At 63.2% G+C, this 13,793-nt stretch carries 9 protein-coding genes; 3 read left to right on the plus strand and 6 right to left on the minus strand.

The genetic code is table 11. The annotated features are described in order from the left end of the window. Positions 1-29 precede the first annotated feature (29 nt). The 5 genes from NKH29_RS01710 to NKH29_RS01730 all read right to left on the minus strand — a co-directional run bounded on the left by NKH29_RS01710 (position 30) and on the right by NKH29_RS01730 (position 7,802). Positions 30-1,343, minus strand: a complete 1,314-nt coding sequence (locus tag NKH29_RS01710; protein WP_023719948.1) for a M24 family metallopeptidase — start codon at positions 1,341-1,343, stop codon at positions 30-32. 25 nt (positions 1,344-1,368) lie between these two features. After that, positions 1,369-2,940, minus strand: a complete 1,572-nt coding sequence (locus tag NKH29_RS01715; RefSeq protein WP_352495951.1) for a glycosyltransferase family 39 protein — start codon at positions 2,938-2,940, stop codon at positions 1,369-1,371. An 86-nt stretch (positions 2,941-3,026) separates the two neighbouring features. Beyond that, positions 3,027-5,612, minus strand: coding sequence for a GcvT family protein (locus NKH29_RS01720; protein ID WP_352547270.1), 2,586 nt, complete (start codon positions 5,610-5,612; stop codon positions 3,027-3,029). After that, positions 5,609-6,094: an endonuclease domain-containing protein gene (locus NKH29_RS01725; RefSeq protein ID WP_352998869.1), complete on the minus strand. Its 486-nt coding sequence runs from the start codon at positions 6,092-6,094 to the stop codon at positions 5,609-5,611. The genes NKH29_RS01720 and NKH29_RS01725 overlap by 4 nt, the downstream gene beginning before the upstream one ends. Positions 6,095-6,224: 130 nt before the next feature. Beyond that, positions 6,225-7,802: a trimethylamine methyltransferase family protein gene (locus NKH29_RS01730; RefSeq protein WP_352998871.1), complete on the minus strand. Its 1,578-nt coding sequence runs from the start codon at positions 7,800-7,802 to the stop codon at positions 6,225-6,227. A gap of 210 nt (positions 7,803-8,012) precedes the next feature. Between NKH29_RS01730 and NKH29_RS01735 the strand changes: the two genes are divergently transcribed. From NKH29_RS01735 to NKH29_RS01745, 3 genes are all read left to right on the plus strand, one after another. Then, complete coding sequence (locus tag NKH29_RS01735) at positions 8,013-9,173, plus strand: MFS transporter (RefSeq protein ID WP_352484533.1); 1,161 nt, start codon at positions 8,013-8,015, stop codon at positions 9,171-9,173. A gap of 94 nt (positions 9,174-9,267) precedes the next feature. Next, entirely contained in the window at positions 9,268-11,337 is a 2,070-nt protein-coding gene (locus tag NKH29_RS01740) for a prolyl oligopeptidase family serine peptidase (protein WP_352484534.1), read from the plus strand. Between the two features lie 240 nt (positions 11,338-11,577). After that, positions 11,578-12,957, plus strand: coding sequence for an aspartate aminotransferase family protein (locus NKH29_RS01745; RefSeq protein WP_352998872.1), 1,380 nt, complete (start codon positions 11,578-11,580; stop codon positions 12,955-12,957). A 111-nt stretch (positions 12,958-13,068) separates the two neighbouring features. On the opposite strand, the gene NKH29_RS01750 is transcribed toward NKH29_RS01745, so the two are convergent. Continuing rightward, complete coding sequence (locus NKH29_RS01750; protein WP_156948098.1) at positions 13,069-13,482, minus strand: VOC family protein; 414 nt, start codon at positions 13,480-13,482, stop codon at positions 13,069-13,071. Positions 13,483-13,793: the final 311 nt, after the last annotated feature.

Consider the following 13,793-nt stretch of genomic DNA (forward strand, 5'->3'; position numbering starts at 1 on the left):
CACTTTTGCGCGACATGCATTAGGTTCGCTCAGCCCCCAAGCAGCCGATTGTCGAGCGGATAGGTCGAAAGCTTCTCGTTGCCGGTGTCGGTGATCAGGATCTGTTCCTCGATCTTGACGCCTTCGTAGGCGCCAAGCCTGCCGATGTAGCTCTCGACGCACAGCACCATGCCTGACACAAGCACGCCGTCCGGCGTGTCGTCGGTCCAGTCGCCGGCATGCGGCAATGTCGGGTATTCGTCGGCCAGGCCGACGCCGTGATAGAGCACCCCGTAGCGCGCCGGGAAGCAGTCTCCCGGCGGCACCGACGAGCCCTCGACGAGATCGCGGAAGGATATGCCCGGCCGCATCAGTTCGGTGTTGTGGGCGATCTGGTCGGCAGCGATCTGAAACAGGTCACGCTGTTCCTGCGACGGCGGCGCGTCACCGCAAAGCCAGGTGCGCGACAGGTCGGCGCAGAAGCCGTAAGGACCGATCAGGTCGGTGTCGAAGGCGACGAGATCGCCGGCCTCGATCGTCCGCGACGAACACTCCTGGAACCACGGATTGGTGCGCGGACCCGACGACAGGAGCCGGGTTTCGATCCATTCGCCGCCGCGCGCGATGTTGCCGCGATGGAGTTCGGCCCACAATTCGTTCTCGGAAATACCAGGTCTCAGCGCCTGCTCCATCTCGCCCATCGCCGCCTCGCAAGCGACGATCGCCCGGCGCATGGCAAGGATCTCGTCGGGCGATTTGATCAGCCGCGCATTTTCCATCACCGCCTCGCCATTGCCGGTCGAAATGCCGAGACGGGCGAGTTCCTCGATGCCCTCGGGATTGATGTGATCGACCGCGATACGGCGATTGCCGCCGCCATGTTCCAGTACCAGCTCGGCGATGCCGGCTGCCCAGCGGCGGACTTTTTGCCCGGTCAACTCGCCGCTGTAGAGATACGCCCACGACACCGCCGGCCGCACCTCGTCGACGACGCCGGAATGGTCGGAAAGGTGCTCACAGGAAAAATAGTCGAACAGTACCACCGGCCCATCGGTGGCGACGAAACAATGCCTGGTCGGATTGTGCGCGACCCAGAGCTGCATGTTGGTCGCATCGGTCGCGTAGCGGATGTTGACCGGATCGTAGAGCAGGGCTCCCGCATAGTCGCGGCGCTTCAGCTCGGCGCGGATGCGCTCGAGCCGGTATCGGCGCATGGCGGGCAAGTCAGGAGCGTCAATACCCGCCGCCTGCCACTCGGCTTCCGCCAGCGCACCATAGCCCAGCAGATGCTGGTTGAGTTCAGCGGCCTTCAGGCGCGATTTTTTGCGCAGCGCATCGATCGAGTCCTCCGGCTCGAACGGCATGATCTTGCGATGATGACGGGGCCGGTCAGTCGGATTCCTGTCCACCCTCGACTCCTTCGCCAGCGCCTTCCTTGGGCGCCATGGCTCCTTCCATTCTCTTCAGTCGGACGAATGCGCCGGGCCGGGCGGACTTGTCGGTGCCACGCAACAGCGGAACCATGATTTGCCGCGGTTGGCCGTCCGGCTCATAGCCGGCCGCTTTGAGCTGGTCCAAAATGACCGGCCGCGGATCGTCGTGATCAAGCCAGACGAGTACGGCCGGCCCCCGCATCAGCGTTTCGAAATTAGGCACTTCCTGGTCAAGTGCGACCAGTTTTTCGTCGACCAGCCGCAGGTTGCCGACCCATGCACCGTCGGATATTGCAGTTTTCACCGGTCCGTCCGCGGTCAGTTGGCGATAGAGGGCCGGGTAATCCAAGCGGATCATGCGGGAGAGGCCACTGGTCCCGTTTATCTGGACGTACCAAGTGGCGGGCGCGAGCAACACGGCGATGATCGCTCCAGCCGCGATCACCAGGAGCTGCGCATTCCTGCCGCGCGGCGCCAGCCGTTCCATAGTGGCGACGATGGCCAGCGGCAACATGAACAGGACCGGCAGCAGCCAGCGGTCCTTGACAACCGTCACGCCGGTGGCCAGCACAAGTATTGCCAGCATAGCCAAGCCGAGCGCCAAGCTACGCCACAACAGAATTTCCCTGGCCGGACGTTTCGGGTGCCGCTCGGAGAAACGGAACTTCGCCACCCCGAAGGCCAGCGCGGAAACGAGCACCGGCAAGACCGCGAAATTGAAGGTCCCCATGACAAACTTGCCGGCGCCGACAAAGGCCGCCGCGATGCGCCCTTGTTGCGGGTCTATTCCGAACTTCTCGCCTCTCGACAATAAATCGGCGGGATGCATGAGGCTCCAATAGGTGGTTGGTGCCAGCACCAATATCGCGACCGCTATGCTGATTGCGAACTTTGGATCAAGGATGGCGCTGCGCAATTCGCGCAGCGACAGCGCTGCCGCAACAAGGGCCACCACGAGGAAGACGTCGTTATACTTGGCAAGAATTGCCGCCGCCGTGGCCAGGCCAAACGCCGCATAGGCAATCATGCTACGCCGCTCGAGAAGATAGGCCATGGTGAGCAGGAGCAGCGAGCAGAAGCCGACGACGGCGACGGAATGCGACAAAGCGCGCTGCGATTCCCAGACGACCTGCGGGATCGTAAACAGGCCGAACATGGCCGCCGCCGCTGTCGCCTTGGTGTAGCCGAACCGCCGCATGGCGGCGAACACGCTGCAGGCGGCGAGGAACAGCACTGAGTATTTGACGAGCTTCAGCGTGAAGATACTGGTGCCGAAAACATGCGCGGCCAGCCAATTGATCCAGGTGTAGAGAGGTGGTTGCGAGCCGCCATATCCAGCCCAGAGATACGGTACATAGATCAGCTGCTCCGCATCGTCGATGCCGACGCCGGTTCCCGCCCAAGAGCTCAACAGGGACAGTATGATGGTCTGCAAGGCAAAATAAGCCGCGACCATGACGATCGCCGCCGGGAAGGGGCCGATCCGTCCCTCGGCCAGCCACTCGGCCCATTTCATGTCGTACTTCAAGGAAGTCTCATCGCCCCTGCCGGCACAGTTGCCGGCTGGGCTAGCATGAAGAGCGTGCTCCGCACAATGCGACCGGCTGGCTGCACCTACGTTCGCATCTTTTCGCCACTCGGATCGAAGGGCGGCTCGACGTTGATGCGCGCCGACCGCCGGTGTCCAAGGATCTCGATCTCGAACAGCCCGGCGCTCTCGTTTTCGGCAAGCACTGCCGGTACGTAGCCTTGCGCCATCGACTTCTCGACATAATGCGCATAGCCGCCGGAGGTGACCCAGCCGACCACGCGCCAGTTGCCGTCGACAATACCGCGCACGGCAGACGCGCCTTCAGCGGCGTTCGAGCCGCGCACTTCCTTGCCGCCCGCGTCGAAGCGCGGCGCGCCATAGCCATGCGGCTTTTCTACCGTGCCGAAATCCTTGTCGCCGACCTTGGCCCAGATCGGCTCGTCGCCCATGACGTCGGCATCCGCAGCATCGACGATAAAGGAAACGCGGCGCAGCTTCGGCCCTGCCGCCTGTTCCTTGGCCGCTGCCTCGCGGCCGATGAAATCGTTCTTCTCCAGCTTGATAAAGCGGTCCATCGAACCTTCGAACGGTCCGTAGATCGGACGTAGCTCGCGGAACCAGGTCGGAAAGTTCTTTTCAAGCCGCATCGAGAGCAGGGCGCGCATGCCGAAATCAACAAGTCCGAACTCTTCGCCGGCCTCCTTGATCGCCTTGTAGACCAGACGCTGATAGGCCGGCGCCATCCAGATCTCATAGCCGAGATCGCCGGTGTAGGTGATGCGGTTGACCATGCAGGGCGCGCCGCCGACCGCCATCTCGCGGAAATCCATGAAGCGGAAGGCCTTGGTCGAGATGTCGACGTCGACCAGTTTCTGCAGCAGGTCGCGCGATTTCGGCCCGGCGATGGAGAGGCCAACCAGCGTCTGGTCGAAGCGGTGGATGCGCACCTCCGACGCCCTTGGACCGTCCTTCGGCAGATGCTTCTCGAACCAGCGCATGTGATATTTTTGCGCGGCCGAAGAACCCCAGATCATGAAGCGTTCTTCGCCCGCCTTGGCGATGGTGAAGTCGCCGATCAGTCTGCCGAACTCGTTCAGCATCGGCGTCAGCACGATGCGGCCGGTCTTCGGCATGCGGTTGGTCATCAGCCGGTTGAGGAAATCCTCGGCCCCAGGTCCGGAGACTTCGTATTTGGCGAAGTTGGCGATCTCGGTGACGCCGACCCTCTCGCGGGTGGCGCACACTTCCTCGCCGATCGCGCCGAAATCATTCGAGCGGTGGAAGGACACGATGTCCTTCGGCTCCGAGCCTTTCGGCGCGAACCAGAGCGGGGTTTCGAGACCCCAGCTGTCGCCCATGACGGCGTTGTTGGCGAGCATGGTGTCGTAAAGCGGGGTCGTCTGCGCCGGTCTTGCCGCCGGCAATTCCTCGTTGGGAAAGCGGATGGAGAAACGGCGCGAATAATTTTCGCGCACCTTTGCGTTGGTATAGCGCAGCGTTGCCCATTCGCCGAAGCGCGCAACGTCCATGCCCCAGACGTCGAAGCCGGGGTCGCCATGGACCATCCAGTTCGACAGCGCCAAGCCGACGCCGCCGCCTTGGCTGAAGCCGGCCATGACGGCGCAGGCGCACCAGAAATTGGTCAGGCCCTGCACAGGGCCAACGAGCGGGTTGCCGTCGAGCGCGAAGGTGAAGGGGCCGTTGATGATCTGCTTGATGCCGGCTTTCTCGATGCCGGGAAAATGCTTGAAGCCGATCTCGAGCGACGGCGCGATGCGGTCGATGTCGGGCTGCAGCAGCTCGTGGCCGAAATCCCATGGCGTGTTGACCGGCGACCACGGCTTGCAGGCTTTTTCATAGGTGCCGAGCAGGATGCCGTTGCGTTCCTGGCGGGTATAGATCTCGCCCTTGAAGTCGAGCACGCCGATCATCTCGCGCCCGGTCGACTTGTTGAATTCCTCGACCTCCGGCATCGGCTCGGTCAGGAGATACATGTGCTCCATCGCCAGCACCGGCAGCTCGACGCCGACCATGCGACCGATCTCGCGCGCCCAAAGGCCGCCGCAGTTGACGACATGCTCGGCTTTGATCGTGCCTTGCTCGGTGACGACGTTCCAGGTGCCGTCGACCTCCTGCGTCAGTTCGACGACGCGGTTGCGCAGCACGATCTCGGCGCCGAGCTTCCGGGCGGCTTTGGCATAGGCGTGGGTGGTGCCGGAAGGGTCGAGGTGGCCCTCGACTGGATCCCACATAGCGCCGACGAAATTCGTCTCGTCCATCAGCGGGAACATCGCCTTGGCTTCGGACGGCGTGATCAGTTCGGTGTCCATGCCGAGATAGCGGCCCTTGGCATGGGCGAGGCGAAGGAAGTCCATGCGCTCTGGCGTGTCGGCCATCATGACGCCGCCGGTCAGGTGCAGCGAGCAGGATTGGCCGGAAATCTCCTCGATCTCCTTGTAAAGCTGCACCGTATAGGCCTGCAGCTTGGCGACGTTGGGATCGCCGTTCAGCGTATGAAAGCCGCCCGCCGCATGCCAGGACGAGCCGGAGGTGAGCTCCGAACGCTCGATCAGCATGATGTCGGTCCAGCCGGCCTTGGCCAGATGATAGAGCACCGAGCAGCCAACGACGCCGCCGCCGATAACAACCGCTTTTGCATGAGATTTCATGAAGATAGTTCCGTTTTTGAAGAGATTGAATCGAGTGAGCGGGGCGCGAAAACAAAGCGGAGATCGAATACAGCGATGTTTTCGGCCAGCCTGCCATCAAGCGCGGCAAGAATGGTTTCACGGACGGAAGTACGATGTTTCAGGACGTCATGGCTCCAAAGACGCAGGATCGAGTAGCCTTGGGCGCGCATGAAATCATCGCGGCGGCGGTCATATGAACTGCCGGCGTGCTGTTGTCCGTCGACTTCAACAACAAGCCATTTTTCGCGGCAGACAAAGTCTGCAAAAAAGGCGCCGATGGAGAACTGACGCGTAAAGCGATAGCCGCCAAGCTTGCGCGCCTTTAGTTCAGGCCAAAGCAGTGCTTCGGCCTGATTGCCTGCTTGCCGCAGGCTACGCGCTCGCTGGGTTGTGCCTGTTTTGCGGCGGCTGCGCGTTTCATGAACGGCTTCCCCCACTCCGTCGCCGCTTCGCGGCGCCACCTCTCCCCCCTCCGGGGGGAAAGGAAGGGCGCCAACTGGAATCGTTTCGCGCCCTTCCTCTACCCCGTCGATCGGGGGAGAGGTGTCGAGCGAAGCTCGACGGAGTGGGGGTCGACTACTCATCAGATGATCAGAAATCGGTCGGGGCGCCGCCTTCGGCCCGGCGCTTGTCGACGAAAGCATTGAGCTCCTCGCGGATCGCCGGGTCCATATAAGGCTCTTCATAGGAGGCCAGCCGCTCCTTCCAGACGCGATTGGCTTTTTCGAGCGCGGTCGGTGACCCAGCCTCCGCCCAACTCTCGAAATTGCGCCAGTCCGAAATGATCGGCGCATAGAAGGCGGTCTTGTAGCGGTCCTGCGTGTGCTGGGTGCCGAAGAAATGGCCGCCGGGGCCGACCGACTGGATGGCGTCGAAACCGAGCGCCTCGTCGGAAAGATCGAGCGGCGTCAGGAACTCGGCGACCATCTGCAACAGGTCTATGTCGAGGATGGTCTTCTCATAGGAGCAGCGCAGGCCGCCTTCGAGCCAGCCGGCGGCATGCATCATCAGATTACCGCCGCCCTGGATGGCACCCCACAGCGAGAACACGCTTTCATAGGCGGCTTGCGCGTCGACGGTGTTGGCGGCGCAGGTGTTGGAGGTGCGGTAGGGGATGTTGTAGCGGCGGGCGAGCTGGCCGCCGACCAGCTGCGCCTTCATATATTCCGGCGTGCCGAAGGCCGGCGCGCCGGACTTCATGTCGACATTCGAGGTGAAGCCGCCGTAGCCGACAGGCGCGCCCTTGCGCACCATCTGTGCGAAGGCGATGCCGGACAGCGCCTCGGCATTCTGTTGCACCAGCGCGCCGGCAATCGTCACCGGCGCCATGGCGCCCGACAGGGTGAACGGCGTCACGATGACCACCTGGCCCTTGCTCGACATCTGGATGATGCCTTCCATCATCGGCACGTCGAGCTTGAGCGGCGAATTGGTGTTGATGATGGTGAACACCGACGGCTCCGCAAGCAACTGCTCGTGGCTGATGCCACGTGCGATTCTGGTGATCTCGATGCCGTCGACGTTGCGCTCTTTGCCGAGCGAATAGATGTGGAACATCTTGTCGGTCAGCGTGGCGAGGTCACGGATGCATTCGAGGTGGCGCACGGACGGATGGATGTCGATCGGCTCCACCGGATAACCGCCCGTGCAATTCAATATGTTGTGCATCTGCGCAAGCTTGAGAAAGTTGCGATAGTCCTGCTGGTTGCCCGGCCGGCGGCCGCGGTCGACGTCGGAGCAATTGGGTGCCGACGCCATCATCGAGATGATCAGATTATCGCCACCGAAGCGCACATTGTGCGCCGGGTTGCGGGCGTGGATGGTGAATTCCGGCGGGCAGTGCGCAACCAGTTCCAGGATCATGTCGCTGTCGAAGCGCACCCGCTCGCTGCCTTCGCGGACATTGGCGCCATGCGCCTTCATGATGCGCCGCGCTTCGTCATGCAGCACGTCGACGCCGATTTCCCGCAGCACGCGCAGAGAGGCGAGGTGGATGGATTCCAGCTCGTCCTCGGAAACCAGCCGGGTCGGCGTCAGCGGGTTCTTCAACTGGCGAAACGGCGGCTGGTCGAACGCCGCCGATCCGCCGGCACGCTTCCCCGCGCGGCCGCCGCGACGGGCGCGGTCGTTTGCCAGTGCCGGTTCGGCGGGCTGAAGGGCGGCGGTCATGATAGTCCTCGTACGCTGCGGCAATGCGGCGGCATAATGGACTGCCGGCCCTCCGGCCATTGCGGAGGCGGCGACCACTAGGACGAGGGAAGCGACATGCCCTGGGGGCAGCCGGCGGGATCGTCAGCCTCTTGATCGCGTTCCGGCTGGCGCAAGCGGTTTTCGTTGCCGGTGCTTACTGCGACGGAACCGAAACGCTAATCCTGCATCATGGACCGGGCGGAACAGAACAGCGGCGAGACAGTGCAATGGGCGGCCATCACCGGCGTGATCGCAACCGTCTCGGTGTTCGCCATTGCGCAAGGGCTGAGCTATCCGCTGTTGAGCTTCATCCTGCAGCGCCAGGGCGTCTCGCCGGCCATGATAGGCCTGTCGGCGGCAATGACGCCGATCGGCTTCATCGTCTCCTCGCCGCTGGTCCCGGCTCTGTCGCGCCGTTTCGGGGCCGGGCGCACCGCGCTTACTTGCGCGGCACTTTCCGCGCTGGTGCTGGCGCTGATCGGCTGGACGCAAAATGTCTATCTGTGGTTTCCGCTGCGCTTTTTGATCGGTGGGGTCACCAACCCGCTCTACGTGCTGAGCGAAGTCTGGGTGATCGCACTGGCGCCGCCAGCACGCCGCGGCCGCGTCATGGGCATCTATTCGACGATCATTTCGGCGGGCTTTGCGGCGGGGCCGCTGTGCCTGCTTGCGGTCGGCACCGTGGGATGGCCGCCGTTTCTGGTCGGCATCGGCGCATTCCTGTTTTGCGGCGCCTGCCTTGCCTCGGTGCTGGCACGGCTGCCGAGGGTCGACGAGAGCGGGCACCGGGTTTCGGTGCTGGGATTCGTGCCGCAGGCGTGGCTGCTGTTGTCGGCGGTCGTGGTGGCCGCTGGTTTCGAACAGGCAGTGCTCGCCTTGCTGCCGGTCTACGGAACGCATTACGGCATCGCCGAAGCGCGCATGTCGGCGCTGCTGTCGGTGATGATCGCCGGCAACATCGCTATGCAGGTGCCGCTCGGCCTGTTGGCGGAACGACTGACGGCGCGGCTGGTGCGGTTCATCTGTGTGGCGGTGACGGTGCTCGGATGCGTGCTGTTGCCGGTTCTCATCGAGACGCCGCTCATATGGCCATGCGTCTTCATCTGGGGTGCGGTTTCCTACGGCATCTACACGATGTCGATCATCGAGCTCGGCGAGCGGTTCACCGGCTCGGCGCTGGTCGCCGGCAACGCCGCCTTTTCGCTGATGTGGGGCGTCGGCGGCATCGCCGTGCCGCCGCTGGCGGGCGGCGCCATGGATGTTGTTGGCGCAGGCGGCCTGCCGCTCACGCTTGGCGCCATTTGCCTGGCGCTGGCGCTTGTAACGGTCATTCGAAGGCGGATGGTGTGAATGCCTGAAGTCGCCGTTCTGACGCAATGACTTGAATATTAGCGGCCCCGTGTCGATCTTGGCGATGCCGACGCCCGACTCAACCGGAGACCTCATGACCAAATTGAACAGCCAGGCCCAACCGGATCCGGCGGCCGAAGATCCCTTCCTCTGGCTGGAGGGCAGGACTGACCAGCGAGCGCTCGACTGGGTTCATCGCCAGAATGAAATCACTGTCGCCGAATTGCAGGGTGACCCGTCCTACCAGGCAACGTTCCAGACCGCGCTCGACCTGATGACGGCCGAGGATAACATCGCCGTCGGGGCCGCTATCAACGGCCATGTCTATAATTTCTGGCAGGACCGCACGAACGTACTCGGCCTCTGGCGGCGCACCACCGTCGCGTCCTACAAGACCGACAAGCCGGATTGGCAGACGATCATTGACTTCGACAGTCTGGCGGCGGAAGAGGGGGTGAAATGGGTGTTCAGCGGCGCCAGCCGGCTTTACCCCGATTTCAGCCGCTGCCTGCTCAGCCTGTCGCCGGATGGCGGCGATGCCAGCGAGATGCGCGAATTCGATATCGAAAGCAGGTCCTTCGTCGAGGGTGGCTTTCGTGCTCCCGCCTCGAAATCGAACTTCAGCTGGCTGGACGAGGACACGGTCATCGTTTCCGCCGCCTTCGAGGAGGACGACAAGACCCAGTCCGGCTATCCGCGCGTGGTCAAGCTCTGGCGGCGCGGCACGCCACTGGAAGCGGCGATGCCGATCTTCGAGGCGCTGAAGCAGGATCTCGCCGCCGGCGGATCCGTCGAATTCGACGGTGACAGGCGCCACGTCTTCCTGGCCCGGACGCTCGACTTCTTCGCCTCGCACAGTTTCCTGCGGCTGCCTTCTGGCGAGAACCGGCGCATCCCGTTGCCGGACGACGTCACCGATACGGCGCTGTTCAAGGGCCAGCTTGTCTTCGGCGTGCGTACCCCGTGGACGGCGCCGGACGGCACGCTGTGCAAGCCCGACGGGCTCTATTCACTCGATTTCGAGCGCTGGATCGAAACCGGTCTGTTCGGATCCATCGATATCGTGCTCGAGCCGGCGCACCGTGTCTCGATCGCCGGCATCGCCCGCACGCAGGCCCGGCTGTTCATCAATTTGATGGACAATGTGCGCGGCAAGGTCATCGCCGGCGAGCGCAGCGACAGCGGCTGGGAGTTCAAGCCCGTTGCATTGCCCGAAAACGGCAATGTCGGCATCAGCCATGCCGAGCATTTCGGCTCCAGCGTCTCCTTCTCCTTCACCGATTTCCTGACGCCGAGCTCGATCATCTGGTCGGACGACAATGCCGCGGCGCTGGCAACGGTGAAGTCGCAGCCGGCGCGCTTCGATGCGTCGTCCCTGGTCTCCGAACAGTTCGAGGCGCGCTCGAAGGACGGCACGATGATCCCGTACTTCGTCGTCAGGCGGCGCGACCAGGACGGGCCGGTGCCGACATTGCTTTACGGCTATGGCGGCTTCGAAGTGCCGCTGCTGCCCGGCTATGCCGGCGTGCGCGGCAGGCTGTGGCTGGAGAAGGGCAATGCCTATGTGCAGGCCAACATCCGCGGCGGCGGCGAGTTCGGCCCGAACTGGCACCAGGCGGCGCTCAAGGCCAATCGCCAGAATGCATTCGACGATTTCGCAGCGGTGGCGCAAGATCTGGTCAAACGCGGCATCGCCACACCGGCCACGCTGGGCATCCAGGGCGGTTCGAACGGGGGCTTGCTGACTGGCGTCTCGCTGACGCAACGCCCGGAATTGTTCGGCGCGGTGATCATCGACGTGCCGCTGCTCGACATGCTGCGTTACACCGAGCTGCCGCCCGGCGCGTCATGGATGGCCGAGTATGGCGATCCGGCGAAGCCGGAAGAGGCAGCTTGGCTCGCCTCCTATTCGCCCTACCAGCATGTAGACACGGATGCAGCCTATCCGCCGGTACTGCTGACGACCTCGACTGCCGACGACCGCGTCCATCCCGGCCATGCCCGCAAGATGGCGGCGCGGCTGCAGGCGGCGGGCCATGGCAAGACGCTGTTCTTCGAAGAGACCGAGGGCGGGCATGGCGGGCGCGGCGATCGGCGGCCGCAGGCCGCACAGGCGGCGATGAAGTACGTCTTCCTGCAGCGGGCCCTGACTGGCACCAATTGACCGACATCGCTTGACCGGTACGGCTTGAACTGAGGGCTGGAGGCAGCCTAAGGTACATGCATGGCTCGGCTGGCGAAATCGGGGTGCGCATTTGGGGTGGCGGTGACGCCGTCGCCGCGCACGCTTCGCGCCGAGCTGTTGCGGCTGTGCGCCCGTATCGGCTATTCGCCGCCCGCTGTCCTCTAACGAATCCGCCCCGGCGCGAAAGCTGCCGGATTGGTTCAAGAGGAAAGACCAGACATGACCTACCAGAATTATTCGCTGAAGCAGCTTCAGCAGATCGATGCCGCGCATCACCTTCATCCGTTCACCGACCACAAGGAGATGCGCGAGACCGGCTCGCGCATCATCACTCACGCCAACGGTCCGTTCATCTACGATGCCGAAGGGACGGAAATCCTCGACGGCATGGCCGGGCTATGGTGCGTCAATGTCGGCTACGGCCGCGACGAGCTTGCCGACGCCGCCTACGCCCAGATGAAGGAATTGCCCTACTACAACTCCTTCTTCAAATGCTCGACGCCGACGCCGGTTCTGCTGTCGAAAAAGCTGGCGGAGATCGCGCCAAGGCACATCAACCAGGTGTTCTACGGCTCATCCGGTTCGGAGGCCAACGACACGGCGCTGCGCCTCGTCCGCCACTATTGGGTGCTGGAAGGCAGCCCCGAGAAGAACCGCATCATCTCGCGCAAGATGGGCTACCACGGCTCGACCATAGCCGGTGCCTCGCTCGGCGGCATGGATTTGATGCACAACCAGCTCGGCGGCGCCGTGCCCAACATCGTCCACGTGATGATGCCCTATGCGTACGAGCTCGCACTGCCCGGCGAAAGCGACCATGATTTCGGCCTGCGCGCGGCAAAAGCGGTCGAGGACGCGATCCTCGAAGCTGGCGCCGATAAGGTCGCCGCCTTCATCGGCGAGCCGGTGATGGGGGCAGGCGGGGTGAAGATCCCGCCGATGAGCTACTGGCCGGAGGTGCAGCGCATTTGCCGCAAATACGATGTCCTGCTGATGCTGGACGAGGTTATCACCGGCTATGGCCGCACCGGCGAGTGGTTCGCCGCACAAGCCTTCGGTGTCGAGCCCGACACCATCACCACGGCCAAGGCGCTGACCTCCGGCTATCAGCCGCTGTCGGCGCTGCTTGTCGGCGACCGCATCGCGGCGACGCTGGTCGAAAAGGGCGGCGAATTCTATCACGGCTACACCTATGCCGGGCATCCGGTGGCCTGCGCGGTGGCACTGAAGAACCTCGAGATCATCGAGCGCGAGGGCCTGGTCGAGCGCGTCAGGAACGACACCGGGCCTTACTTCGCCAGGGCGCTGCAGGAACGTTTCGGTGGGCATGATCTGGTTGGCGAGGTGCGCTCGTTCGGGCTGATGGGGGCGATCGAGATCGTCAAGGACAAGGTGACCAAGGAGCGCTTCCTGCCGGCCGGCAGCGCGGCGGTGATGGTTCGCGACCACGCCCTTGCCCAAGGCATGATGCTGCGCGCCACCGGCGACACGATGATCCTGTCGCCGCCGCTGATCTGGACGCGCGAGACGATCGACATGGCCTGCGACCGCATCGCCAGGGCGCTCGACCTGGCCGAAGCAGATTTGCGCAAGCGGTAAGATGGAACGATCGCCGGGCGTCCGGTAATCGGGCGCCCGGAGTTTGAATGCCGCTTTATGGCGAAGAGTTCGCCAGGCGAGGCTGTTGGCAGTATCGACGACCACGCGTGATCACTGGCCCGCCTTGACACCGATGACGTGCCCCTTCGCGTCAGTGACCAACATCCCTTTCGATTGGTCCAAGATCACAACAATGTTGCCGAAAGGATCGCGGACACGGGCGCACCGCCCGACCGCGATCTCGAATGGCGGTTGCACAGCCTCACCGCCGGCGGCCAAGAATTCCTCAAACGCGTCGTCCACGTTATCGACCAGGATGTCGGTCTCGGGACCGATATGAAGATGGACAACCAGCTCCGCATCGGTTTCAGGCAGCGCAAAGCCGGCGGCTTCATCGTCCCGCCAAACGAGCGCATGACCGAGACGATCCCCATAGAACGATACGGCTGCATCGAGGTCGCTCACCCGCAATAGATGATTATCGAGCTTGCGGAATAATGGTCTTTTTCGAGGCTCGTGCGCCATTGCGGGACCTCAATATGTGAAGAGATTCGTGCGGCCGTATAGCCTCTAATGAAATAGTCTTCGCGACTATGTCTGCAACTGGGTTGCCTTCAAGCTTTCGAGCCCGCTCGGTGGAAATGGTAGCGAGCCGAAATTCATGTGGGGGTCGTGAGCGGAAATTCAAACTGAGACAGCACCGAAGGGCCGCATCAGCGACGCGGCAATCGGAATATAGCTCCGACGACATGGCGAAAACGCAAAAACCGCGCTCCATCGGAACGCGGCTTTGCCAGATACGCATGGTGCTTCGCCAACAATACACTTGCGAAACT

This window comes from Mesorhizobium sp. M1295 (genome assembly GCF_040318135.1).
In the GTDB taxonomy this organism is placed as follows: domain Bacteria; phylum Pseudomonadota; class Alphaproteobacteria; order Rhizobiales; family Rhizobiaceae; genus Mesorhizobium.